This window comes from Salibaculum griseiflavum, from assembly GCF_003129565.1.
GTDB classification, from domain to species: Bacteria; Pseudomonadota; Alphaproteobacteria; order Rhodobacterales; family Rhodobacteraceae; genus Salibaculum; species Salibaculum griseiflavum.
On the sequence record NZ_QETF01000017.1, the window covers coordinates 1 to 22,308 of the forward strand.

The following is a 22,308-nucleotide window of genomic DNA, read 5'->3' on the forward strand; positions in this document are numbered from 1 at the left end:
TCATGTTTGGTAGGTTGAAGGATTGGCGGCGTGTGGCAACCCGCTACGACAGGTGCCCGAAGGTCTTCCTGTCAGCCATCGCCCTCGCAGCACTCGTCATCTACTGGCTATGAGTCCTGACCCTAGCCTCCAGCACCGCGAAAACCTTGTGTAGGCCATGATCACCGGTCGCAAGCAAGGACAGACTGCAGATCAAGCCACGTTGACATGTGCAACTCAAACGTATAAACGTTACGTATAAACATATATATCAATCAGTAAAGAACGCGCACTATGGTGACGACAACAAATAAAATTAAGAAGATCGGAAATGGCCACTTCCTGCCGCTGTCGGCAGCGACGATGGACGCATTGCAATTGCGCGCAGGGCAACAGGTTACGCTTTCAACGGATGACGGCACACTGATCGTGCGTACCGTCAATGATAATTACGCCAAAACGCGTGAGGCAGCAGCAAAAGTCACACAAAGGTATCGGCGCACGCTCGTTAAGCTTGGCCGTGAGGGCGACGTCGCGTGACCGCGGAAGAGAATGGCTACGCTTGGCCCAATGCTGATGCGATCTTGGACGAAACATCAGCATTCATGGACACCATGGGGCATCGAATGGTCTTGAACGACCGCGATGCATTCGAAGCAGGCCTCGAGCGGGCAAGATCTGCCGCTGAATACCAACCAGAGGCGAAGTTAGCCTACCTCGCTGCCTTGATGTACGATGGTATCGCGACACCCCACGCGTTGATGGATGGGAATAAAAGGGCGGGCGCTATCGCGGCATTAACGTTAATTACATTGAATGGTTCATTCTTGGATGTCTCCGAAACTGATCTCGAAGCCAAGTTACGAGCGCGTGTCGCAGGCAAGCTCAGTGTGAGCGACTTGGCAGAGTATTTCGAGGCCAATACCTATCCTGATATTCAGTAGACAAACGGCAAAGCGTGAAGAGCGAAAGGAACCTTTGCGCTCTCAGCCAATCACGTCAGCCTCCCCCCTCCCATGGTTCCTCCCCGGGCCTTTGGCTATACGGGGGGGCTCAGCGCGCAAGTTTTCTAGCGAGTTAGATTTTCACCGGGGAATCCAGCTGGAAGCCGCCCATGATCGCAGAGAAAGAATTACATCACAATAACAATGGCTTGCGTGGCCCACAAAGATGCCAAAGGTGGATTTTACTATTTTAGTCAAGAATCCATCCAAGCCAGTTTTGGATTCACCGAATCCAGCTGGAAGCCACCCGCGCCAAAATGTGAGTCCGATTCACATTTCCCGTTGACATTTCTAGCCCCCTTGACGTACCCCTTGAGCATCGAAGAATTGCGCCCGAGGGATAACCCTTGCGGGCGCTTTTGTTTTCCTGACATCGCGACTTTTGACGACCCTGTAACGGGGCTGGCGTCAGCATGTTTCGCCCCTGCCCCGTGAGCTCACCATCCCATGGAACTGGTTTTTGCGCCGCGCCAGATTGAGATCTGGCCGATCGAGCAGCTGCGCCCGTATGCCAAGAACGCAAAGATCCATGGCGAAGCGCAGGTGGCGAAGATCGCCGCCAGCATGGCGAAGTTCGGCTGGACTGTGCCGTGCCTGGTGGCAGATGACGGCGAGTTGATTGCTGGCCATGGTCGCGTGCTGGCTGCTGGGGCGCTGGGCTTGACCGAGGCGCCTGTCATCCGGCTTGGCCATCTCGATGAAGCGGAGCGGCGCGCCTACCGCATTGCCGACAACAAACTGACCGAGCTCGGCGACTGGGACGAGGCGATGCTGCGCGACGAGATCGCAGGGCTTTTGGCCGAAAACTTTGACCTCGATCTGCTGGGCTTCTCGGATGAGGATCTGGATGCCCTGCTGCAAGATCCAGAGACGGTCGGCGAAGATGGCGCCGTCGACGGTGAAGATGACCTCCCGGAACCGCCTGCTAACCCAGTATCGGTGTCCGGCGACCTTTGGCAGCTCGGGTCGCACCGTCTGATCTGCGGGGACAGCACCAGCGCCGATGTGGTCGGGCGGCTTGTGGGAAGCGTCAAACCGCTGCTGATGGTGACCGATCCACCCTATGGCGTGGAATACGATCCGTCGTGGCGCAACCAAACTGGTGCGGCCAAGACCAAACGTACAGGCAAGGTGCTGAACGACGACCGCGCCGATTGGCGCGAAGCTTGGTCCCTCTTTCCCGGTGATGTTGCCTATATCTGGCATGGCGCGCTGCACGCAGCGACGGTGGCCGACAGCCTGATCGCCGCGGGCTTCGCCATCCGTTCTCAGATCATCTGGGCCAAGGATCGGCTGGTGCTCAGCCGCGGCGATTACCACTGGCAGCACGAGCCCTGCTGGTATGCCGTGCGCGCCAAGGGCAAAGGCCATTGGGCAGGCGATCGCAAACAGACCACACTCTGGCAGATTGCAAACAAGGACCAGGATGCCGAGACCGTGCATGGGACGCAAAAGCCAGTCGAATGCATGCGGCGTCCAATCCTGAATAACTCTAACTCTGGCCAGGCCGTCTATGAGCCGTTCATGGGATCCGGCACTACACTGATCGCGGCGGAAACTACGGGGCGCATCTGCTACGGCGTGGAGTTGAACCCCGCCTATGTCGATGTGGCCATCGAGCGCTGGCAGGCATTTACAGGCGAAGAGGCTGTGTTGGCGGACAGTGGTGAAACCTTCGCTGCGCTCAAGTCCAAGCGGTTGGCCGCCTGATGCAGTCGCGACGCCGTTCACTGATCGAGGCAATCACCAATGTCGTGTTGGGATATGCGCTGGCCGTGCTGACGCAAATCGTGGTGTTCCCATGGTTTGGGCTGCAAGTCAGTCTCGGCGAGAACCTTGCCATTGGCTGTGTGTTCACCGGGATCTCGCTCCTGCGCAGCTACGCCCTTCGCCGGCTGTTCGCACGCTGGGGGTGATGGGCGAGCTCAGGCCGCATCCAATTTGTAAACAGTGCCGCGCCCGTCTTGTTTCTCGGAGGTGATTGGCAGGCCCAGCTTCTTTTTGAGCGCCCCGGAAATCACACCTCTCGCGGTATGCGGCAACCAGTCGAGTTTTTTGACGATCTCTTGTATCGAAACGCCCTCGGGCCGCTGTAACATCTCGATCAACAGCGCCTGCTTGGTGCCCTGCCGAATGGACGCCAGCTTCGGCGTCGGAATGTCGCCCGCAGTAACGCCTGCAGATTTGGTGCCTGCTCCTGCCTTGCGGATGTTGCTGACCGTGCTCGCCACGACAGGGTCGACCCCGATGGCCTCAAGCCCGGCCTCGGTCGCGATCAGCGTGGTGCCATGGCCATCTCCGGTTTCGCGCCAGAGCGGCTCATTGCAGCGGAGGTTGGCATCGACCTCTTCAAGCCAACCGCGCTCTATCATCTTGGCCACCACCATTTTGGCGGCAGCACCGGCCAGCCCGTCAGGCAGCGGCATGGCTAAGTTCCCGGGACGGGTCGCGGCGCGAGTGAGTATAATGGTTTGAGTATCGGTAATCTTGGGCATCACAGCTTCCTTGTGATCAGGTTGTCGGTTGGGGTCAGTCAGCATCTTCCATTGCAGCCGTCACAGCGAAGTGCTGCACCCAGCCGGTCAGGTAAGGCAGCCCTGCCGGGATCCCCTCTTCGCGCTGAGTGCGGCGGCTGATGCGCCAGTCCTGCCATTTGGCAATGGCTGCGGTGATGGCAGCCTCAAGGTTGGTGTTGCAGCCGGTGATGTTGCCGATCACATCGTCGGCGAAATGCCGTCCCCAGCGGCTGTCGAGGAAATCGCGGATGCCGATCATCTCGTCCTCGCTCTCGGCGTGGGTTGCTTCCGCGATAAGGCTGAAGGCCAAAGCCCAGACCTCCGCACTTGGACGATCGCGGTGCGGGCAATTGGTCACCGTTCCAAAGAAGCCAAAGCTTTCGTTTTGGCTGGGCAGCGTGGCGTGGTTGGTCATGGGGTGGGCCTTTCTGGTGAGTTGCATCGTTTTGGTGCAATCACAATCGCTCTGAAGGGCCGATTAGCGTAGCAAAATCACAGCAATTTCATTGCTATCTGATCACTCCGATTGATCCGTCGCATCGATCCATGTCTCGTCCTGCCAGACGTAGAGATGGGACAGTTCACAAGTCGGCCGCGGCAGAATCCGAGGCGGCCGTGGCGGATCGAAGCAGTCGAGTTCATTGGCGCGGACCTGCCGGATTTCCCGTGCGGCAAGGATGTCCTCGGGCGTCCATGCGGCCAGCGCGGGCAGCATGTGCGACGGGTAACCGTCAAAATGGCAATATACATGCGCCCATTCTTTGGGCCCGATCTGGATGGCGATTTGTGCACGCGTACTCATCCTGTCCTCCCTCAAATGAGATGCAGGCTGGCCAACAGGGAGCTGGCAGCTGCAAGCTGGTTGGTCGGCAATTCGATCTTGATGTGCGAGATGACGTCCGCGGCCTCGGCCGTGAGCCCCGCGTCGCGGAGTTCGGTCTCAATGACCTCAGCGACGGTGTCGGGCCGCGACCGGTCAAAATGGCTGGGGAGCGCATCGTAGTCGATACGGATTGTTGTGGTGGCCATGGTCATGCTCTGCTCCTCAAGCCTGCTGTTCGATGAGGGCGAGAATGGCGATCGCCATTCCACCGAGGTACTCGCTGCGGCGAAACACGATGTCATCAATCTCGCAGGCGCAGGTGATGGCGGGATCAACGGCCAGGCTATCTGCCATGTGCGGCATCAGACGTTTGGCTTCAGCGTTGTAGCGGGTGGCTAAGGTCATGGGCGTGTCTCCAATCAGGCAATTTGCTTGATGTGAGAATCGCTCTTAGCGGCAGTGTAATCAACTCAAATAGGCAGTTTTTTCTGTTTATTTACAATATATTGAGGCTAAACCAATCGCCATGGAAGGACTGTCTGAACGCGCCTATGCCGAGCATGCCGGGATCTCCCGCGGGGCCGTGCAGAAGGCCCGCAAAAATGGACGGCTGGTGCTCTTCGCTGATGGCTCGATCAACGTCGCGGCCTCGGATGCGCGGCGTGGAGCGGCCACCGATCCAGATCAACAGATGCGCTCACGTGGAGGGTCCGGCGCAGCTAGTGACGGGCCTGCCATCTCAGGTTCAGGCGACAGCACGTCCTACATCAAGGCCCGCACCGCGCTGACCGTTTATCAGGCGCAAGAGCGCCAGCTGTCGATCCAGAAGAAGAAGGGCGTGCTGGTGGATCGTGCGCGCGCTGAAACGCTGGTGTTTCGCTTGGCACGTCAAGAGCGCGATCTTTGGGTCACATGGCCCACACGTGTTGCAGCCCTGATGGCCGCCCAATTGTCCGCAGATATGGAGACAGAATCCGGCAAGGCCATAACGATCGAGACCGCGATCCTGCAAAGGGTGCTGGAAACCCATGTCCGAGAGCAGCTCGACGCCCTGGCCGACCTCAGGGTCTCGCTTGAATGAGGAGGAGAACACATCTGATCTGACCGAGGGCCTCGATCTCGCCTTCGAGGGCGCCGAGGATATCCTGCGCGCCTGGCGCCGTGGGATGCGACCCGACCCTGACCTGACCGTGTCCGAATGGGCAGATAAACACAGGAAACTGTCATCGCGGGCCTCGGCCGAACCCGGCCAATATCGAACCGCCCGGACCCCATACCTGCGCGACATCATGGATGCGCTGTCGCCCGGTCATCCGGCACAGCGGATCAGCTTTATGAAAGCCGCGCAAGTCGGCGCGACAGAGGCCGGGAACAACTGGATCGGGTTTGTGATCCATCATGCGCCGGGCCCAATGCTGGCGGTGCTGCCCACCGTCGAGATGGCCAAGCGGACATCGCGCGGCCGGATCGATCCGCTGATCGAGGACAGCCCGGCGCTGAAGGAACGCGTGCAGCCGGCGCGCTCGCGCGATGCAGGTAATTCGATGCTGTCCAAGGAGTTCCCGGGCGGCCTCCTCGTGCTGACTGGGGCCAACTCAGCCACGGGCCTGCGATCGATGCCCGCGCGCTATGTGTTTCTGGATGAAGTGGACGCCTATCCGGCTTCGGCCGATGAGGAAGGTGATCCGGTCAGTTTGGCTGAGGCGCGGACCACAACCTTCGCTCATCGGCGCAAGGTATTCATGGTCTCGACCCCAACGATCCGGGGGCTGTCGCGCATCGAGCGCGAGTTCGAGGCCAGCGACCAGCGGCGCTACTTCGTGCCCTGCCCGCATTGCGGCCATATGCAATGGCTGCAGTTCGAACGGCTGCGCTGGGACAAGGGGCGGCCTGAAACAGCCACCTACGTCTGCGAAGGCTGCGACCAATCCATCGCTGAGCATCACAAGACGCAGATGCTTGAACAGGGCGAATGGCGGGCAACGGCGGTCAGCGCGGATCCGAACGCCATCGGCTTCCACCTTTCGGCGCTCTATTCACCGATCGGCTGGAAAAGCTGGGAGCAAATCGCGCGGGACTGGCTGGCAGCCCAAGGCTCTGACGAGATGCTGCGCGCGGCGCGCAATACGCTTCTGGGCGAGACCTGGGTCGAAAGTGGCGAAGCCCCGGAATGGCAGCGTCTCGCGGATCAGCGTGAGGCCTATGCGGCGCAGATCCCGATGGGTGGGTTGTTCCTCACCGCCGGGGCAGACGTTCAGAAGGACCGCATCGAGGTCGATGTCTGGGCCTGGGGGCGCGGCCTGGAAAGCTGGCTCATCGACCATATCGTTATTCCCGGTGGCCCCGGTGATCCCGCCTGCTGGGAGACTCTGACTGCGCTGCTCGGACAGACATGGGCGCATGAACAAGGCGCCGTGATGCCACTGGCCAAGCTGGCCATCGACACCGGGTATGAAACCGCCGCCGTTTACGCTTGGGCGCGAGCGCAAGGCATTTCACAGGTGGCACCCGTCAAGGGTCTCGAAGGCTTCAATCGGGCAGCACCGGTGTCGGGTCCGACCTTTGTCGATGCGACGGTGAATGGCCGCAAGCTGAAACGCGGTGCCAGGCTCTGGACGGTGGCCACCGCCACTTTCAAGGCCGAGACCTATCGGTATTTGCGACTTGAGCGGCCCTCCGATGAGGACCGCGCGTCCGGCACGCCCAATCCGGCGGGTATGATCCACCTGCCTGATTGGGCGGATAGCGAATGGCTTAAGCAGCTCGTGGCCGAGCAATTGGCCACGATCCGCGACCGCCGCGGCTACGCCCGCCAGGAATGGCAAAAAATGCGAGAACGAAACGAGGCGCTCGACACACGCGTTTACGCACGGGCTGCGGCCTGGATCCTTGGGGCAGATCGCTTTGACGAGCGCATGTGGCGCCAGTTGGAGAAGCAGGCGGGCGTGGAAACCAAGGTCAATGATGAGACGAACGCGCCAGACAAGACGACTGAACCCCAAGCCGGGCGTATCGCATCGCCCCGGCGGCGTGGCTGGAAGATCAGCACGCCCAAATACATGGAATGAAACGACGACGCCCGCGCTCTGAGCCCGCTCAAATATCCTGCAAGACCTGAATATCCGCCAGCGGTGTGCCCTCGGTTTCGATCCATGCGCGGCGTTCTGCGATAGCGGCCACATTGTTGTGGGCCCAGATTTTGGCTCGCTGTTCCGCCGCGGTGTCACCGCGTGTCCCAGGCTCTCGCGCTTTCTTTTCGGTGTTGGGTCCGGACATGAGCAACTCCCTTGGTCGAGCATTACCCGCCGCATCCACTCAAGAAAAGAAAAACCCATGACCCTCGACGAGCTGAAACTCCGGCACAGCGCGCTCTTGGCCGCGCGCTATAGCGGCACACGGTCTGTCAGCTATGACGGCAAGACGGTGAATTATGGCACCGACGCCGAGCTTGCCGCGGCCATAGGCGATGTCGAACGGCGCATCGCGAAACTCGAGCGCGGCGCTGGGCGTGTGCTGCGCCCCCATGCGGTGAAAGACCTGTGATGGGCGGTGGCATGAACTGGCGGCAGCGCCTTGGGGCTTTCATCGGCGGCTTTGATGCGGGTCAGCACCACCGGCGGCTGCGCGGGTTCCAGGCGACGCGGGCTCATGTGAATGCGCTCATCGCAGCCTCAGGGCCTGACATCACCGCTCGTGCCCGCTGGCTCGTACGCAACAACGGCTATGCCGTAAATGCGGTCGAAAGCTGGGCGGCCAATACTGTGGGAGATGGGATCAAACCGATCTCGAAGCTGGCCGATGCCTCCCGCAAGGAAGAACTGCAGCGGCTCTGGCTCGCCTGGACTGACGAGGCCGATGCCGAGGGGCTGACGGATTTCTACGGGCTGCAGCGAAGAGCGGCGCGCGAAGTGTTCATCGCAGGCGAAGTCTTCATACGGATACGGCCGCGGCGCGCCGAGGACGGGCTGACCGTGCCACTGCAGTTGCAAATGCTGCCCTCGGAAATGCTGCCGCTCCATGAGACCGGCGTGGCGCGCAACGGCAACGCGATCCGCCAGGGCATCGAGTTCGATCGGATCGGGCGGCGTGTGGCCTATCACTTCCTGCGCCGCCATCCCGGCGACAGCACCGATCCGGGGCTGTCGGGTGAGAGTGTAAGAGTGCCCGCCTCGGAGGTCATCCACGTCATTGACCCGGTGGAAGGCGGCCAGCTGCGCGGCGTGGCGAAACTGGCACCCGCGATCGTAAAGCTGTTCCTCTTGGATCAGTACGACGACGCCGAGCTCGACCGCAAAAAGGTCGCAGCGATGTACGCGATGTTCGTGACCTCCCCGGCGCCAGAGAACCCGCTGGCACCTTTGGATGATGAGGAGATGCCAGCCGGCGTCGAGATCAGCCCAGGCCAGATTGTGCGGCTGGATCCCGGCGAAGATGTTACCGTGGGCCAGCCCGCCGATAGCGGGGCGACCTATGAGCCGTTTCAATACCGGACGCTGCTGCAGATCTCGGCCGCTCTGGGCATCCCATACCCTTACCTCGCCAATGACATGGTGAAGGGAAACTTCTCGAACTCGCGGCTCGCCCTGATCGAATTCCGGCGCCGCGTCTCGGCTTGGCAGCACTCAGTCATGGTTTACCAACTCTGCCGTCCGGTCTATGCGCGCTGGCTGGACTTGGCGGTTTTGTCGGGTGCGCTGCCCCTGCCCGGCTATGAGGCAGACCGCCCGCGCATGCTGGCCGCCGACTGGCTCCCCACAAAATGGGACTGGGTCGATCCGCTGAAGGACGCCAACGCCGAAATCGCCCAGATCGAGGCGGGGCTCAAATCCCGCACCCAAGCCATCGCCGAGCGCGGCTATGACGCCGAACAGGTGGATCGGGAAGTTGCGGCGGAGCGGGAACGCGAGCGCGCGCTGGGCCTCGACTTCCGCCGGCCCGGATCACCCGCGCAAGGAGTACAGGCGGTGCCTACTGCGGAAGACAATGCTGAAACCCAGGAACCTGATACCGAGGATCAACCCATCACAGCACAAGAGGAAGGATAGAAGTCAGTCACCCGGCAAGCGGACACCGGGAAGTCTTGCCGCCTTGCGATCGAAGGTCACCAGTTCGGTAGCGCCTGCACGTCTCGCAGCCGCGGCAATCATGAGATCAGCAAAACCAAACCCATCGTTGCGATAAAGTTCAAGCGCAGGCGCAACCTCATCTGAGCCTTCAATGTCCAGTTCAATGGCAGAAAGCAAACCATCAAGCGCAGTGGCGATTTCAGGGCGGTCGAGGCGATAGGCACGCTCCAGAACCCAAACGAGTTCGATCAAGACCTCCCGGCTTACAAAGCCTCGCATATCGTCGGTCAATTGGTCGATCACCTTTGTGGCCAACTGGGCCTGTTCGGGGTCGTCCTGCACCAGAAAACGCACCAGCACATTCGTATCGAGGGCGATCACTTGTCGGGACCTACGCTATCAGTTGCGCCAGCCGCAATCGCCTCATCCATCGCGTCCAAGGAGACCGGCTTCTGACTACTCTTTGAAAGGATACCCCGCAATTCCTTGACTGAGCAGGCCTTCAGGATGCGCACCTCACCATCGAGGATCATATAGCGCAGCTTGTCCCCACTGGTCAGGCCAAGCGCGGCCCGGACGTCCCTCGGTAGGGTCGTCTGGCCTTTTACTGTCACTGTCGATTCATACATCGGCGCATTCCTTACATATTGTCATTTCTCCTTACCAAATGGGGGTTAGAAATGCAAAATCAAACCCAGGATGAGCCCTCATGCTTCACGCCCGCATTGCCGCGCGCGCCTTCAACACGCCGCTCTTGGTTGAACCCACCAAGGCCATGGCGTTTCTGTCCGGCCTCGGGCCGCGCATTCTCGGGAGGCAGGTGGAACTGACAGAGGGCGGCGACGCAGCCGATGTCACCACCATCCTCCCCGCCCGCGCCAGTATTCTCGCCGGAAACCTTACCGAGCGCCTTCAGCAGCATGGCCATGCACCCTACCCTGTCGTGGACGGCATCGCCGTAATCGAGATTGCCGGCGTGCTGATCCACCGCGGCGGCTGGATCGGCCAATCCTCGGGCCAGACCAGCTATGAGGGGATCGCCGCACAAATCGAGGCGGCAGCCAGCGATCAGGCGGTGCGCGCCATTGCATTGGAAATCGATAGTTTCGGAGGCGAAGTCGCGGGGGTTTTTGACCTCGCCGATCGCATTCGTGCCATTCGGGGCAGCAAGCCCGTCTGGGCCTTCGTCGCCGAGCACGCCTTCTCGGCGGGCTATGCGCTGGCCTCCCAGGCCGACCGCATCCTCCTGCCGCGCACGGGCGCGGTCGGCAGTATCGGCGTGGTGGTGATGCATGCCGATCTCAGCGGGCAGCTGGATCAGGACGGGGTGCAGGTCACCATGATCCACTCGGGCCAGCACAAAGTCGATGGCAATCCCTATGAGCCGCTACCCGAGAACGTCCGCAATGACATCCAACGCGAGATAGACGTGCTGCGCTTCCTCTTCGCCGAGACTGTTGCCGCAGGCCGCGCTGGCAGGCTCAGCCAAGACTCTGCTCTGGCGACCGAGGCGGCCACCTATCGCGGCACCAATGCTGTTGCCGCAGGCCTGGCTGACGAAGTGATCGACCTGACCCGCGGCTTTGACCGTTTCCGCGAGAACCTATCCGCCCCATCGCCCACCGCGCGGCTGCCGCGCGCAACCTATCCCCGAGCAAAGGAGGCCGCCATGAGCGCCAAAACAGATGCCACTGAGGCAAATACTGAGCCCACTAACACCGAAGACACCGTCCTGGAGCGCGTGAGTGAAGAAGATGCGCGGGAAGACGAAGGAGGCGTGGACCAAGAGAACTCCACGCCGGCCTCAGCGGTATCACCTGCGCCGGTGCCAACCGCCACGCAACCATCCAATCTGGCAGAGGTCTCTGCGCAGCTGCGCCAAGAAGCCGCTGAAATCACAGAAATCGCCGCCCAAGCCGGCCGCCTCGGCATCGCGATCGATGCGGCGAAAGCGCTGCGAGACGGCACGGCGCCGGAAGCCCTGCGCAAACTTGTCCTGCAGCGCGCCTCGGCGGCTGCAGATGCTCGTGACATCGTAGCGGCCCCGCCCTCGCCCGTTCTCCCCAAATCTGCGGAAAGCCCCATCGTGGCCGCAGCAAAGAAGGCGGCCTCGACGGGCAGCAGTGGCTGAACCGCTCACCGCAAAAGCTGCCGCCCACCTGATCCCCCGCCGCTCCTCCCCGGCGGGGGATGTCTTTTTGATCCTCACATTTCGGAGATTGCCCATGTCCGTGCTGACCCAACCGCCCTCCATGGGCGATCTGCTCAAATACGAGCTGAACCCCAACTACACCCGCGAGACCGTCACGCTGCTCGCCGGGACCAAATATCCCGTCGGCGCCGTGCTCGGCCGCGTCACCGCGAGTGGCAAATACAAGCTGGCCACTTCAGGTGGCACCGATGGCGCGCAGACGGCAGCTGCTGTCCTGCTTTATGCGACTGACGCCAGCTCCGCCGATCAAGAGGCCGTCGTGATCCTGCGCGGACCCGCCCTCGTCTCCAAGGTGGCGCTCGTCTTTGACGCCAGCGTCGATGACGCGGCCAAAACTGCCACGAAACACAACCAGCTCGTGGCGCTTGGCATCATCCCACGCGACGCAGCCTGATCAGACTGCACACCCTTCCCTCTCTTTGCCGGAGTTATCCCATGACCATCACCCGCAACCCGTTTGACGCGGGCGGCTATTCGCTCGCCGAGATGACGCAGGCCATCAACATCCTGCCCAATCTCTACACCCGCCTCGGCCAGATCGGCCTTTTTCGCTTTGAAGGCGTCACCCAACGTTCCGTTGTGATTGAACAGCGCGAAGGCGTCCTCAGCCTCCTGCCCTCGGTTCCTCTGGGGGCACCCGCCACGGTGGGCACCCGCGAGCAGCGCTCGATGCGCAGCTTTGCCCTACCCTGGATCCCGCATGATGACGTGATCCTGCCGGCTGATATTCAAGGAATGCCGGCACTGGGCGTCTCGGATGCCGCCGATCCGTTGGTCGAGGTGATGAACCGCAAGCTGACGCTGATGCGCCGCAAGCACGCCCAGACCCGCGAATACATGGAGATCAATGCGCTGCGCGGCATCGTGAAGGATGGCGCAGGCACCACGCTTTATGACTATTTCAGCGAGTTTGGCCTTGAAAAGATCTCGGTCGACTTCGTCTTTGGCACCGCTAGCACAAATGTGCAGGGCAAGGTCCGCACCGTCCTACGCGGGATCGAGGACAACCTGCTCGGTGAAACCATGACCACGGCGCACGCGCTCGTCAGCTCGGAGTTCTTCGACAAGCTGATCAGCCACCCCAAGACCGAAGAGGCCTACAAGTTCTTCTCGGCCACGGGCGGCCAGCCGCTTCGCGAGGACATGCGCCGCGCCTTCCCATTCGCGGGCATTCTCTTTGAAGAGTATAACGGGTCAGTCACGCTCTCAAACGGCACCTCGGAACGTCTGATCCCCGCAGGCGAAGGCATAGCCTTCCCGCTTGGGACGTTTGATACCTTCACCACCTATGGCGGGCCGGCGAACCTTCTGGAAACGGCCAATACCGTCGGCTTGCCGCTTTATGCGCGGCAGATGTTGGATGCCAAGGGTCGCTGGATCGATCTGATGACGGAAAGTTCGATCCTGCCGGTAAACAAGCGCCCGCGGCTGGCCATCCGCCTGCACAGCTCGAACTGAGCGCCTGTCTCATGACCGCCTTTTCTGCAGCGCTCGACGCGCTCTATTCTGATCCCAACATCTCGGTGGGGATCTGGCATCGCGATGTCACGGGCCGCTTCACCCGCGCCCGAGGTATTTTGCGCCGTCCTGACGAGATCACCGAGTTTGGCGCAGCGCGGCTTATGTCAGATACCGTGCGTCTGGATGTGCGCACGGCCGAGATCCCGGCTCCACAGCCCGAGGAACAGATCCTGATCGCTGATGAGACCTTTCTGATACAGGGGGAGCCGCGCCGTGATCGCGAACGGCTGATCTGGACGCTGGAGTTGCACCCCGCATGAAACTCGACATCGACATCACGCCCGACCTCACCGCTTTGATGGCGGCAGAGATCAAGGCCGGCGAAAAGGCCGTCACTGCGGCAATGCGAGAGGCCGGGACCGGGCTCAAGACCGACTGGCGCGGGCAGATCACGCAAGCTGGGCTGGGCCGGCGCCTGGCCAACTCGATCCGGAGCCGGACCTATCCTCGGTCCGGGGAGAGCTTGAACGCTGCAGCGCTGGTCTGGTCCAAGGCACCTGTCATCGTCGATGCCCATGACACCGGCCCGCTGATCCGCTCGAAAGACGGGTTCTACCTCGCGATCCCCACCGAGGCCGCTGGCAAAGGCACGCGGGGCAAGGCGCTGACCCCCGGGGAGTGGGAGCGGCGCCGCGGTTTGCGCCTGCGCTTTGTCTATCGTCGCCGCGGGCCGAGCTTGCTCGTGGCCGATGGGCGGCTGAATAGTCGCGGGTTTGGCGTCGTCTCCCGCGCCAAGACCGGGCGCGGACGCGCGACGGTCCCGATCTTCCTGCTCGTTCCGCAGGTCAAGCTGCCAAAGCGGCTGGATCTCGATCGCGATGCGCAAAAGGCGCGGGCTGCGGTGCCGGGGTTGATTGTTGACCGATGGGTAGCGAGGAGAATGAAGGACGTATCGTAAATCAATCAATATCCAGCTTCGCGTTGATGGCGAATAGCCAGCAGTACGGCTTGATCGCCGTCAAACCTGTAGAGGGCGACGTATCCGCTGCCACCAAATGGTATCAACCATTCCCGAAACTCTGGCCGCATATGGTCCATGGGACGCCCAGCTTCGGGGTTGTCAACAAGGATCTTCAGACTGCCGCGGATGGTTCTGATCGCATGCTGGGCCGCAGGTTGATTTTTGTCCGACAGAAAACTGTAAAGGCGATCAACATCTTTCAGCGCCGCGGGCGACCAAATCAGTTGTGGCATTCAGGCGGCTCAGTCTCTTGTCCCTGCTCAAGCCGGGCCAACCAGGCATCCGCTTCTGCGTGCGTGACATGCAGGCCAGTCAGCTCAAACTCTTCCCATGCCGCGAGCGCCGCATTCCGCATGGTTTCGCGCTGTTCCTCGCGCTCCAGAAACTCTGATACTGCCTCTCTAAGGATCCAATGAGGTGACCGATCTCGGGCTTCCGCCAATTTTTGCACGCGGGATCGGGTATCTTCGTCCAATTTGACGGCTACGGGGCGCATGGCACTCATTAGCCTATCTCCCAAAAGTATTGATAGGTAATACCTAGCATGCCCAGACGATTGCATCCAGCGTGAACTCGCATTCACACATGCCCACGTCACGCGAAACCATCCTGTCCGCCATGGCGGAAATTAGGTCACGAGCGATCAAACCGCCAGTTTCTTGCAGCCTGTTATTGGTACCCACGGCCGGACTCGAACCGGCACGGCCAATCTGGCCAGGAGATTTTAAGTCTCGTGTGTCTACCATTCCACCACGTGGGCTTTGGTAGGCCCGGCAGGACTTGAACCCGCAACCAAAGCGTTATGAGCGCTCTGCTCTAACCAATTGAGCTACAGGCCCACTCGGGGGCTAGTTGCCGCATTCTGTTCGGAAAAACAAGTCGATGCCCACCACCCGCGAAACCATCCTCACCGCCCTGGCGGATCTCTTGCGCACGATCCCACATGTGCCGGTGCTGCGCGGCGAGGTTTTGCCTGAACGCCTACCGCCATCGGGCCTGATCATTTTGCGCGATGGGGATCCAGGCGAACCGGGGGTGACACTGTCACCGCTGCGGTATCATTACCAGCACCGCGCTGAGCTGGAGGTGGTAGTGCAGGATGCCAAGAGCCGCGACGCGCGTTTTGCGGAGCTCATTGCCTCGATCGGGGCGGTCATCGTGGCGGATCGCACACTTGGTGGTCTGTGCGATTGGGTTGAGGCCGAGGCGCCTGAGCCGGTCGACCTGCCGGTTGAGGGTGCGGCAAGCCTAAAGGCCGCCGTCGTGCCCATCATACTGCATTACGCGACCAGCGATCCGCTGGCCTGACGACAAAACCTGACGTTGACGGAGAGAGATAATGGCACGAGCCCAAGGGGCGCGGGCGCAGATGGCGCTGGCGTTCGAGACCACCTATGGCACGCCGCCTGCGAGCGGCTACACAAAGATGCCCTTCGCCAGCACAACGCTTGGGTCGGAGCAGCCACTGCAGACCTCAGAACTCCTGGGCTATGGCCGGGATCCGCAAGCGCCGATCAAGGATGCGGTGACGGCGGATGGCAATGTTGTGGTGCCGATCGATGCCGACGCGTTCGGGTTCTGGCTGAAGGCGGGGTTCGGGGCGCCCAGCACGACAGGGGCCGAGGCGCCCTATACCCATACATTTACCTCCGGGAACTGGGCGCTGCCGAGCTTCTCGGTCGAGACCGGTATGCCGGAGGTGCCGCGCTATGCCATGTATTCCGGCTGCATGGTCGATAGTCTGAGTTGGCAGATGGCGCGGTCCGGTTTGCTGACCGCCACGGTCAGCCTTGTGGCACAGGGCGAAGAGGTTGACACTGTAAGCGCCGCTGGCGTCCCGGCACCTATCACCCTGCAGCGATTTGGGCATTTTAACGGCGCCGTCACACGCAACGGGGCCGATATCGGCAACGTGGTCTCGGCGGACATCACCTATGCCAACAATCTCGATCGCATCGAAACGATCCGGGCCGATGGCAAGATCGACGGGGCGGACCCGTCGATCGCGGCGCTCACAGGCAATATCGTTGTGCGCTTCGCGGACCAGACACTGGTGCAACAAGCGATCAATGGTGAGGCCTGCGCGCTCGAATTTACCTACACGTTGGCCACTGGCGAGAGCCTGACGCTGACCGCCCATGCCGTCTATCTGCCGCGGCCGCGTGTTGAGATCTCCGGCCCACAGGGCGTGCAGGCCACGTTCGACTGGCAGGCGGCCAGCGATCCAAATGAGGGCCACATGTGCACGGTGGCCCTGATCAATGATCGGGAGGCTTATTGATGGTGCCGGGAGCGGATCGCTCAGTGTTCAATATGAGAGATTGGATTGCTCAGGCGCAGGACGGGTCTGCCGTTGATCGTCACTTCGGTGGCCACGGACCGGCCTGGGGCTGTGATCGCCTCACGGCTTATGGTGGCCATCATAACGGTGGTGTCGTGCAGGCGCTCTTCGGCTCTTTCAGCGCGCTGCGTGGCCTCGCGCAATTGGTCCTGAAGCAGGGTCACCTGCTCTTTGAGGCTCGCGCGCTCAGATTTGGTGATCTCCAAAGCCACAGAAAGTTCCAAAATCTGTCGCCACTTGGGATCCTCAGCCATTTGGCGCGTTCCTCTCGTTTGGTCGCGGATCAGGCGTGACCCCCGCGGGGGCAAGATCCTCAGCAGGCCTCGCTGCGTGACCGTTTCGTTTTTTGTGCCAATGAATGATGGAGACCTCAAGACATGCTCAAACTCAACCTTTCCACTGAGCCGCACTGGCTTGATCTTGGCCATGGTGTCCGGCTGCTTGTGGAGCCGTTGACCACGGCCATTATGCTGGCCGCGCGCAGTGATCCGGCGATCTTGGACGCCACGGTGGACGCAGAAGGTACTGCGGCCCCGTCCAACGACGACCTGGCGCGGATCGTAGCCAAGGCCGTGGCGCGCATCGTTGTCAAAGACTGGGAGGGGGTTGGCGATGCGGAGGGCAAGCCTCTGCCGCTGACGCCTGAGGGCATCGACGCGCTTCTGGAGCTCTGGCCGATCTTCGAGGCGTTCCAGACCGACTACATCGCCGGGGCGCTGATCCTGGAGCAGGAAAAAAACGCCTGACCGCGCTCGCTGACTGGGAGTTCGGCGGGGGCGGTGAGTATTGCGCGGCCTGCGTGGGGGCGTGCCCGGACTGCCCCTACCGTCTCAATGCGCCGCACACCTTCGAGGGTTGGCAGGTCTGGGACTTGGTCCAGCGGCTTGGCGGGCAGGTGCGCGTGACTGGCGGCGCAAATGGCGGCGCGGTCATTGGCTGGAATATGGGGACGGCGCTGCAGCTCGGCGCCGCTCTCGGGCTGTCACCCCGCATCATCGCCGAACTTCTGCCGCCCATCGAGGCGGTGATGGTGCGCAAGACAAACGAAGAGACCAGGTCAGGCGGCCTCGAAGGGCTTGATGCCTGACACATCGATCGTCTCGCGGGCGCGGGCCAGATCCCAGGCGCGCTGGAGGTTCATCCAGTACTCCGGTGTCGTCGAGAAAAACCGCGCCAGTCGCATGGCGGTGTCGACGGTGATGGCGGTCTGGCCTTTGACAAGGCGCTCGATACGAGTGCGCGGCACGCCAAGCTCTGCGGCAAGGGCGATGGCGCTCATATCGAGTGGGGAAAGATACAGCTCGGCCAAGACTTCGCCGGGATGGGATGGATTGGTCATGCGGCTCATGTCGGGGCCTCCTAGTGATAGTCCACGATCTCGACCTCTGCGGGGCCTTGATCGGTCCAAATGAAACAGATGCGCCATTGTCCGTTGAGGCGCACCGAGTGTTGTCCGGCGCGATCTCCGCTCAGGACTTCGAGATGATTGCCCGGCGGAAAGCGTAAATCTTCCAGCACCACGGCTGCGTCGAGCGCTGACAACATGGCCCGGGTGCGCTTCACCAGATCTGCGGGAAATCCCTTGCCGAACCGGTTTTGCACCGCGCCAGCGGCAAGCTTTCCACGGGTACTGATGATCATGAATTCCGTGTATCACGGTGTGATACATTTTGCAAGGATACCAAATGGCCACAAAACAGGTTTCTGTCCGCCTCTTTGCCACGGGCGGCCGGCAGGTGCGCGCCGAGCTTGAGGGCGTGGGCAAGGCTGGATCCAAAGGCATGGGCCCGCTCAGCCGCGAGATGGACGCTGCAAACAAACGCATGGCGGCGTTCGCGCGGCGCGCCAAGCTGATGGCGGCCACAGCCGCCGCAGCGGTGACCGCGGCGGGCGTCTCGATGGTCCGCATGGGACTGCAAACGGTGGATGCCCAAGCCAAGCTCGCGCAATCGCTCGACACCACAGTGGCCAGTGTGCAGGTCCTGGAGCGTGCGGGCGCGCTCGCAGGCGTGGCCATGTCGGGCATCGAGCAGGCCACAAAGGACCTGACCCGGCGGCTGAGCCAGGCGGCGGCTGGAGGTGGGCCTGCGGCCGCGGCGCTCGATCGGCTAGGCCTATCGGCTGGCGCCTTGATGGCACTGCCGCTTGATGCGCGGGTGGCGGCGATCAATGACGCAATCACGGCATTTGTGCCGGCGGCCGAGCGCGCGGTGGTGGCGGGGCAGCTTTTTGGCGAGGAAGGCTCGATTGCCATGGCGCGGATCGACAGCGCCACACTGCGCCAGGCCACCAAGGACCTGGCGGATTTTGGTGTCGTGGCCTCCGAGCAGGACGCCAACCAGATCGAGCGGACCAATGATGCGCTGTCGCGCCTGGGGCTGATATGGCGCGGGCTTTCGAACCAGCTGGCAGTGGCAGCGGCACCCGCGCTGGAGGGTATTGCCGATGCGCTTGTGACGGCTGCGCGTGTGACCGGGCCGTTGGGTCAGGCGATCCAGGGCCTGATCGGCAATCTGGACCGCATTGTGACCTATGCCGGGACATTTGCCGGTCTGATGGCGGGCAAATGGGTGGCCGGCATGACCGTGGCGGCTCTGTCGGTCAAAGGACTGGCGACCGCGCTCGTCGTGCTGCGCGGCGCCCTCCTTCGCACTGGGATCGGCGCGCTGGTCGTCGGCGCCGGCGAGCTTGTCTATTGGTTTACGACGCTGGTCAGCGGCGCGGGCAGTTTTGGCGATGCCATGGGGTTGCTGAGGGATGTGGCATCTGATGTCTGGTCCAAGGTCGCGCTCTCAGCGGAGGCGGCTTGGACCGATGTCAAAAGCGACTGGGCCGCGGCGCAAGCGGCCATCCTCGATGGGCTGCAGATCGCCAGTGATCGCGTGGTTGACTGGGCCAATTCCGTGCTCAACACCTTTGAGGGCACGTTCTTGGCGGTCAAATCCATCTGGGAGGCGCTCCCGGATGTTTTTGGTCGCATCGGGGTGCTGGCCATCAACGGTCTGGTCGAGGCCATGGAAACCGGGCTTGAGGGCCTGACCTCTGCGGTGAACAGCCTTCTCACTCTGGGCGGACGCCGTCCGGACTGGGCCATCGCGGCGCCAGATCTTTCCGAGTGGAAGAAGACGGTCCCGGAGGCGGTTGATCTCGGCAATGCCGCACGCACGGCGTATGATGAGGCCTTTACCGACAGCCCGCTAACAGCACCGGATCTCTTTGGCGATATGGCAGGAGGCGCGCGGTTGCGGTCTTTGGGCTATGCGGAGGCGGCCCGCATGCTCAGAGACGCGGCCTCAGGGCCGCTGGCCTCTTGGCGAGCCTTGAACGAGGCGGTGACCGGCAGTGGACAGGAGGGTGCCGCGGCTCTGGACGAGGCTGCAGCCTCGGCAGACAGAGTAACCGAGGCGCTGAGCCAGGCTAGCGGGGCCGCGGGGTCTCTGGCCTCCGCCGTCAAGCCAGAGGAGCAGCTCTCTGGCTTTGATCGTGTGCGCGATAGCCTTCAGTCTTATGCCAAGACCGCCATGGATTGGGGCAAGGGCCTTGGCGCAACCTTGACGAAGGCCTTTAGCGGCGCGGAGAGCGCCTTCCGCAGTTTTGTGGAAACCGGCAAGCTGGACTTCAAAGGTTTGGTGCGTTCAATCCTAGCGGACTTGGCGGTGCTGGCGTTCCGTCGCGCCGTCTTGGGGCCCATCGCCAATGCGCTGGGCGGCGTTTTTGGCGGGGGCACCACCCCTGCGGCGGTGTCGCATAATGGCGGCATCGTGGGTCTCTCAGGCATGTCGCGCTCTGTGCCCAGGGCGGTCTTTGCCGGTGCGCCGCGCATGCATGGCGGTGGCTGGCCAGGCCTGCGTCCAGACGAGGTGCCCACCATCCTGCAGCGCGGGGAGCGGGTGCTCAACCGGCGCGAGGCGGCCGACTATGTGCCGGGTGGCGGGTCTGGCACAGGCGTTTCGATTGCGATTGATGCGCGCGGCGCGCAGATGGGCGTGGCCGAGCAGATTGATCAGAAGCTGCGCGCGGCCCTGCCGGAGATCAAACGGGTTGCGATCCAAAGCGTGAGAGAGCGCCGGCAGCGGGGGCATGCGGTATGAGAGCGCCCGTCGAGGCTGGTGGACGAGGATCAAATGCAGTCGTCAGAAAATAACTTTGGCCCGCCCACCAGCGTGGAAGCCGCCTTTGCCCCTCGACCTGTTATGCAGATCAAAAGGAACGGCGCCTTCCGTCAGACAAGCTCGCAGTTTGGTGACCTCTGCACATTGTCCTTTGTCAATGACACCAAAGCCGCGTACCGCAGCACCGCACCGCCTTCTGGAATGAACAGGCTGCAGCTATGAGCGAATTACCCCTGACCCTTGTGGAGTCGATTGAGCGCCGCTTGGCGACGGCAGTCTCGGCGCAGACCTCGCCCTTTACTGGCAGCCAGCAGATCCAGGACTGGGGCGGCGAGTGGTGGGAGGTCAGTTTTGACATGGCGCTGACCAAGGGGCGCAACGGCCGGCGGCTGTCGGCCTTCTTAACGGCTCTGGGTGGCCTGCGCGGCTGGTTTGTTTTGCGCGACCCCTCCACCGCGCAGCCCGGTCTGACCCGAAGCATTACCGTCAACGGGGCGTTCCAGCGCGGCAATCTGTTGGTGACCGCGGGCTGGGCGCCAGAGGCCGAAACACTGCAGGCCGGGGATTTTTTCTCCTTGGGCACAGGGCGCGACATGCGGCTTTATCAAATCACGCAAGATGCGGCTTCGGATCTGGGCGGGATCTCGGTTTTAAGGTTCACCCCGCGCCTGCGCAGCACGCCGCCTGACTTGGCGCCTGTGGAGGTGGCCTCTCCTGGTCTGGCACTGCGTTTGACGCAGCCGGTGCCCACGCGGATCAGCCGGGCCGATAGCTTCCGGTTTTCCGTGTCGGCACGGGAGGCGCTCTGATGGCACGCGATATGTCGGCTATGCTCCGCACGGCGCTCGAGGAGCGCGAGCTGCGGCCCATCTTGTTTTTTGAAGGGGAGTTCGCCTCGGGCTGGGTGCGGATCTGGTCGGGTTTGGGGGATCTGGAGTGGAATGATCGCCGCTGGACCGGGGTGGGCAGTCTTTTGGGGCTGGGTTCAATTGAAGAGACGCAGCAAGTGGTGGCCAATGGCACCACTGTGTCGCTCTCAGCCGTGCCTCAAGAGATGGTGTCGCTGGCCATTGCGGAGGCCCAGCAAGGCAAGCCCGGCCGGGTTTGGCTTGGGCTTTTGACGCAAGAGCGCACGGTGATTGCGGATCCGATACAAGCCTTTACCGGCCGGCTTGATGTCCCTGAAATCGCGGATGCGGGAGACACCTGCACGCTGACCATCAGCTATGAGAACCGCCTGCTCGATCTGCAAAGGCCGCGCAGCTGGCGCTACACCCATGAGAGCCAGCAGATCTTGGCGCCGGGGGATCAGGGCTTCGCGTTCGTGGCGGCCATTCAAGACAAAGAGATCACCTGGGGGCGCGGATGAGAGTGGCGCATTGGGAATCTATGTTGGCAGACCGGCTTGAGGCAGCGCACGCAGAGCCCTTTGCCTGGGGCACGCATGACTGTGCCACCTGGGCCTTTGATCTGCGGCGCGATCTCACTGGCGGCGCGGATGTGGCTGCGGAATGGCGGGGTCGATACAGGACGGCGCTGGGGGCGTTGCGCGTGATGCGCCGGCTGGGCTGGTCCGACTTGAAGGCCATGGGCCGCGATCTTCTGGGCGCGCCACTGGCCACGCCGCTTTTGGCACGGCGCGGGGATCTCGTTTTGGGCGGCGCGGATCCAGCCTTTGGGGTCTGTGCCGGCGCGCGGGCGGCCTTCCTGTCGCCAGGCGGTCTGGTGCGGCTGCCGCTGTCCTCTTGCGCGCTGGCCTGGAGGGTCTAATCC

Annotated in this window: 34 protein-coding genes, 2 tRNA genes and 2 pseudogenes; 23 read left to right on the forward strand and 15 right to left on the reverse strand. The window is 62.2% G+C overall.

Annotation, left to right across the window (positions count from 1 at the left end; all coding sequences use genetic code 11):
• The 5 genes and pseudogenes from DFK10_RS13015 to DFK10_RS13035 form a co-directional block, all read left to right on the forward strand.
• Window positions 1–113, forward strand: a pseudogene (locus DFK10_RS13015) (IS5/IS1182 family transposase); the annotation flags it as partial.
• 160 nt (window positions 114–273) lie between these two features.
• Complete coding sequence (locus DFK10_RS13020; RefSeq protein ID WP_109389476.1) at window positions 274–519, forward strand: AbrB/MazE/SpoVT family DNA-binding domain-containing protein; 246 nt, start codon at window positions 274–276, stop codon at window positions 517–519.
• The gene (locus DFK10_RS13025; RefSeq protein WP_109389477.1) at window positions 516–923 is read left to right on the forward strand and encodes a hypothetical protein; all 408 of its coding nucleotides are present in this window, start codon (window positions 516–518) and stop codon (window positions 921–923) included. The genes DFK10_RS13020 and DFK10_RS13025 overlap by 4 nt, the downstream gene beginning before the upstream one ends.
• A 507-nt stretch (window positions 924–1,430) precedes the next feature.
• Window positions 1,431–2,693, forward strand: a complete 1,263-nt coding sequence (locus tag DFK10_RS13030) for a site-specific DNA-methyltransferase (RefSeq protein WP_109389478.1) — start codon at window positions 1,431–1,433, stop codon at window positions 2,691–2,693.
• The gene (locus tag DFK10_RS13035) at window positions 2,693–2,899 is read left to right on the forward strand and encodes a DUF7220 family protein (protein ID WP_408005592.1); all 207 of its coding nucleotides are present in this window, start codon (window positions 2,693–2,695) and stop codon (window positions 2,897–2,899) included. The genes DFK10_RS13030 and DFK10_RS13035 overlap by 1 nt, the downstream gene beginning before the upstream one ends.
• 9 nt (window positions 2,900–2,908) lie before the next feature.
• Here the strand turns inward: DFK10_RS13035 and DFK10_RS13040 are convergent, their stop codons facing one another.
• The 5 genes from DFK10_RS13040 to DFK10_RS13060 all read right to left on the reverse strand — a co-directional run bounded on the left by DFK10_RS13040 (window position 2,909) and on the right by DFK10_RS13060 (window position 4,727).
• A complete protein-coding gene (locus tag DFK10_RS13040; RefSeq protein ID WP_109389480.1) occupies window positions 2,909–3,478 on the reverse strand; it encodes a DUF3489 domain-containing protein in 570 nt (189 codons plus the stop codon).
• Between the two features lie 34 nt (window positions 3,479–3,512).
• Window positions 3,513–3,914 (reverse strand): hypothetical protein, encoded by a 402-nt coding sequence (locus DFK10_RS13045; protein ID WP_109389481.1) that lies wholly within the window; start codon window positions 3,912–3,914, stop codon window positions 3,513–3,515.
• Window positions 3,915–4,016: 102 nt separating this feature from the next.
• Window positions 4,017–4,301: a hypothetical protein gene (locus tag DFK10_RS13050; RefSeq protein ID WP_109389482.1), complete on the reverse strand. Its 285-nt coding sequence runs from the start codon at window positions 4,299–4,301 to the stop codon at window positions 4,017–4,019.
• Between the two features lie 11 nt (window positions 4,302–4,312).
• Entirely contained in the window at window positions 4,313–4,534 is a 222-nt protein-coding gene (locus DFK10_RS13055) for a hypothetical protein (RefSeq protein WP_109389483.1), read from the reverse strand.
• A 10-nt stretch (window positions 4,535–4,544) separates the two neighbouring features.
• The gene (locus DFK10_RS13060) at window positions 4,545–4,727 is read right to left on the reverse strand and encodes a hypothetical protein (protein ID WP_109389484.1); all 183 of its coding nucleotides are present in this window, start codon (window positions 4,725–4,727) and stop codon (window positions 4,545–4,547) included.
• A 121-nt stretch (window positions 4,728–4,848) separates the two neighbouring features.
• On the opposite strand from DFK10_RS13060, the gene DFK10_RS13065 reads away from it, so the two are divergent.
• Both DFK10_RS13065 and DFK10_RS13070 read left to right on the forward strand, forming a co-directional pair.
• Window positions 4,849–5,403, forward strand: a complete 555-nt coding sequence (locus tag DFK10_RS13065) for a hypothetical protein (protein ID WP_109389541.1) — start codon at window positions 4,849–4,851, stop codon at window positions 5,401–5,403.
• A complete protein-coding gene (locus tag DFK10_RS13070) occupies window positions 5,351–7,390 on the forward strand; it encodes a phage terminase large subunit family protein (protein ID WP_109389485.1) in 2,040 nt (679 codons plus the stop codon). Before DFK10_RS13065 ends, DFK10_RS13070 begins: the two co-directional genes overlap by 53 nt.
• A 28-nt stretch (window positions 7,391–7,418) precedes the next feature.
• Here the strand turns inward: DFK10_RS13070 and DFK10_RS13075 are convergent, their stop codons facing one another.
• Entirely contained in the window at window positions 7,419–7,598 is a 180-nt protein-coding gene (locus tag DFK10_RS13075; protein WP_109389486.1) for a hypothetical protein, read from the reverse strand.
• A gap of 57 nt (window positions 7,599–7,655) precedes the next feature.
• On the opposite strand from DFK10_RS13075, the gene DFK10_RS13080 reads away from it, so the two are divergent.
• The gene (locus DFK10_RS13080) at window positions 7,656–7,865 is read left to right on the forward strand and encodes a phage head-tail joining protein (RefSeq protein ID WP_109389487.1); all 210 of its coding nucleotides are present in this window, start codon (window positions 7,656–7,658) and stop codon (window positions 7,863–7,865) included.
• Between the two features lie 11 nt (window positions 7,866–7,876).
• The gene (locus DFK10_RS13085) at window positions 7,877–9,367 is read left to right on the forward strand and encodes a phage portal protein (protein ID WP_109389542.1); all 1,491 of its coding nucleotides are present in this window, start codon (window positions 7,877–7,879) and stop codon (window positions 9,365–9,367) included.
• A gap of 3 nt (window positions 9,368–9,370) precedes the next feature.
• On the opposite strand, the gene DFK10_RS13090 is transcribed toward DFK10_RS13085, so the two are convergent.
• Both DFK10_RS13090 and DFK10_RS13095 read right to left on the reverse strand, forming a co-directional pair.
• Window positions 9,371–9,769, reverse strand: coding sequence for a PIN domain-containing protein (locus tag DFK10_RS13090; RefSeq protein WP_109389488.1), 399 nt, complete (start codon window positions 9,767–9,769; stop codon window positions 9,371–9,373).
• Window positions 9,766–10,017 carry an AbrB/MazE/SpoVT family DNA-binding domain-containing protein gene (locus DFK10_RS13095; RefSeq protein ID WP_109389489.1) on the reverse strand — a complete coding sequence of 84 codons (252 nt, stop codon included), beginning with the start codon at window positions 10,015–10,017 and terminating at the stop codon, window positions 9,766–9,768. The genes DFK10_RS13090 and DFK10_RS13095 overlap by 4 nt, the downstream gene beginning before the upstream one ends.
• An 80-nt stretch (window positions 10,018–10,097) precedes the next feature.
• Between DFK10_RS13095 and DFK10_RS13100 the strand changes: the two genes are divergently transcribed.
• From DFK10_RS13100 to DFK10_RS13120, 5 genes are all read left to right on the forward strand, one after another.
• Window positions 10,098–11,519: a S49 family peptidase gene (locus tag DFK10_RS13100; RefSeq protein ID WP_109389490.1), complete on the forward strand. Its 1,422-nt coding sequence runs from the start codon at window positions 10,098–10,100 to the stop codon at window positions 11,517–11,519.
• Window positions 11,520–11,613: 94 nt separating this feature from the next.
• Window positions 11,614–11,994: a head decoration protein gene (locus DFK10_RS13105; protein ID WP_109389491.1), complete on the forward strand. Its 381-nt coding sequence runs from the start codon at window positions 11,614–11,616 to the stop codon at window positions 11,992–11,994.
• 41 nt (window positions 11,995–12,035) lie between these two features.
• Entirely contained in the window at window positions 12,036–13,058 is a 1,023-nt protein-coding gene (locus DFK10_RS13110) for a major capsid protein (protein ID WP_109389492.1), read from the forward strand.
• An 11-nt stretch (window positions 13,059–13,069) separates the two neighbouring features.
• Window positions 13,070–13,381 carry a head-tail joining protein gene (locus DFK10_RS13115; protein WP_109389493.1) on the forward strand — a complete coding sequence of 104 codons (312 nt, stop codon included), beginning with the start codon at window positions 13,070–13,072 and terminating at the stop codon, window positions 13,379–13,381.
• Complete coding sequence (locus tag DFK10_RS13120) at window positions 13,378–14,019, forward strand: DUF6441 family protein (RefSeq protein ID WP_109389494.1); 642 nt, start codon at window positions 13,378–13,380, stop codon at window positions 14,017–14,019. Before DFK10_RS13115 ends, DFK10_RS13120 begins: the two co-directional genes overlap by 4 nt.
• A gap of 5 nt (window positions 14,020–14,024) precedes the next feature.
• Here DFK10_RS13120 and DFK10_RS13125 read toward each other — a convergent pair whose 3' ends face one another.
• Window positions 14,025–14,315 carry a type II toxin-antitoxin system RelE/ParE family toxin gene (locus DFK10_RS13125; protein WP_109389495.1) on the reverse strand — a complete coding sequence of 97 codons (291 nt, stop codon included), beginning with the start codon at window positions 14,313–14,315 and terminating at the stop codon, window positions 14,025–14,027.
• A 17-nt stretch (window positions 14,316–14,332) separates the two neighbouring features.
• Between DFK10_RS13125 and DFK10_RS16630 the strand changes: the two genes are divergently transcribed.
• Window positions 14,333–14,473, forward strand: coding sequence for a hypothetical protein (locus DFK10_RS16630; protein WP_235866842.1), 141 nt, complete (start codon window positions 14,333–14,335; stop codon window positions 14,471–14,473).
• A 27-nt stretch (window positions 14,474–14,500) separates the two neighbouring features.
• Here the strand turns inward: DFK10_RS16630 and DFK10_RS16765 are convergent.
• The 3 genes and pseudogenes from DFK10_RS16765 to DFK10_RS13140 all read right to left on the reverse strand — a co-directional run.
• A pseudogene (locus DFK10_RS16765) lies at window positions 14,501–14,644 on the reverse strand (hypothetical protein); the annotation flags it as partial.
• 111 nt (window positions 14,645–14,755) lie between these two features.
• Window positions 14,756–14,842 (reverse strand) — tRNA-Leu (locus tag DFK10_RS13135).
• A 2-nt stretch (window positions 14,843–14,844) separates the two neighbouring features.
• Window positions 14,845–14,921 (reverse strand) — tRNA-Ile (locus DFK10_RS13140).
• 43 nt (window positions 14,922–14,964) lie between these two features.
• On the opposite strand from DFK10_RS13140, the gene DFK10_RS13145 reads away from it, so the two are divergent.
• Together DFK10_RS13145 and DFK10_RS13150 are read left to right on the forward strand one after the other, a co-directional pair.
• Entirely contained in the window at window positions 14,965–15,390 is a 426-nt protein-coding gene (locus tag DFK10_RS13145; protein WP_109389497.1) for an acyl-CoA transferase, read from the forward strand.
• A gap of 31 nt (window positions 15,391–15,421) precedes the next feature.
• The gene (locus DFK10_RS13150) at window positions 15,422–16,363 is read left to right on the forward strand and encodes a phage tail tube protein (RefSeq protein WP_109389498.1); all 942 of its coding nucleotides are present in this window, start codon (window positions 15,422–15,424) and stop codon (window positions 16,361–16,363) included.
• A 20-nt stretch (window positions 16,364–16,383) separates the two neighbouring features.
• Here DFK10_RS13150 and DFK10_RS13155 read toward each other — a convergent pair whose 3' ends face one another.
• A complete protein-coding gene (locus DFK10_RS13155) occupies window positions 16,384–16,677 on the reverse strand; it encodes a hypothetical protein (protein WP_109389499.1) in 294 nt (97 codons plus the stop codon).
• Between the two features lie 123 nt (window positions 16,678–16,800).
• Here DFK10_RS13155 and DFK10_RS13160 point away from each other — a divergent pair, with 123 nt between their 5' ends.
• Window positions 16,801–17,169 carry a hypothetical protein gene (locus tag DFK10_RS13160; protein WP_109389500.1) on the forward strand — a complete coding sequence of 123 codons (369 nt, stop codon included), beginning with the start codon at window positions 16,801–16,803 and terminating at the stop codon, window positions 17,167–17,169.
• 125 nt (window positions 17,170–17,294) lie between these two features.
• Window positions 17,295–17,510: a DUF7697 family protein gene (locus DFK10_RS13165; RefSeq protein WP_235866843.1), complete on the forward strand. Its 216-nt coding sequence runs from the start codon at window positions 17,295–17,297 to the stop codon at window positions 17,508–17,510.
• On the opposite strand, the gene DFK10_RS13170 is transcribed toward DFK10_RS13165, so the two are convergent.
• Both DFK10_RS13170 and DFK10_RS13175 read right to left on the reverse strand, forming a co-directional pair.
• On the reverse strand, window positions 17,481–17,771 hold the full coding sequence (locus tag DFK10_RS13170; RefSeq protein WP_109389501.1) for a HigA family addiction module antitoxin: 291 nt from the start codon (window positions 17,769–17,771) through the stop codon (window positions 17,481–17,483). The two genes, DFK10_RS13165 and DFK10_RS13170, sit on opposite strands and share 30 nt — an antisense overlap.
• Before the next feature lie 11 nt (window positions 17,772–17,782).
• Window positions 17,783–18,064: a type II toxin-antitoxin system RelE/ParE family toxin gene (locus tag DFK10_RS13175; protein WP_109389502.1), complete on the reverse strand. Its 282-nt coding sequence runs from the start codon at window positions 18,062–18,064 to the stop codon at window positions 17,783–17,785.
• A 44-nt stretch (window positions 18,065–18,108) separates the two neighbouring features.
• On the opposite strand from DFK10_RS13175, the gene DFK10_RS13180 reads away from it, so the two are divergent.
• The 4 genes from DFK10_RS13180 to DFK10_RS13195 all read left to right on the forward strand — a co-directional run bounded on the left by DFK10_RS13180 (window position 18,109) and on the right by DFK10_RS13195 (window position 22,305).
• Window positions 18,109–20,514, forward strand: a complete 2,406-nt coding sequence (locus DFK10_RS13180) for a phage tail tape measure C-terminal domain-containing protein (protein WP_109389503.1) — start codon at window positions 18,109–18,111, stop codon at window positions 20,512–20,514.
• 239 nt (window positions 20,515–20,753) lie between these two features.
• Window positions 20,754–21,344 (forward strand): hypothetical protein, encoded by a 591-nt coding sequence (locus DFK10_RS13185; protein ID WP_109389504.1) that lies wholly within the window; start codon window positions 20,754–20,756, stop codon window positions 21,342–21,344.
• Window positions 21,344–21,904, forward strand: coding sequence for a hypothetical protein (locus DFK10_RS13190; protein ID WP_109389505.1), 561 nt, complete (start codon window positions 21,344–21,346; stop codon window positions 21,902–21,904). The genes DFK10_RS13185 and DFK10_RS13190 overlap by 1 nt, the downstream gene beginning before the upstream one ends.
• Window positions 21,905–21,924: 20 nt before the next feature.
• A complete protein-coding gene (locus DFK10_RS13195) occupies window positions 21,925–22,305 on the forward strand; it encodes a DUF6950 family protein (protein WP_235866844.1) in 381 nt (126 codons plus the stop codon).
• Window positions 22,306–22,308 lie beyond the last annotated feature (3 nt).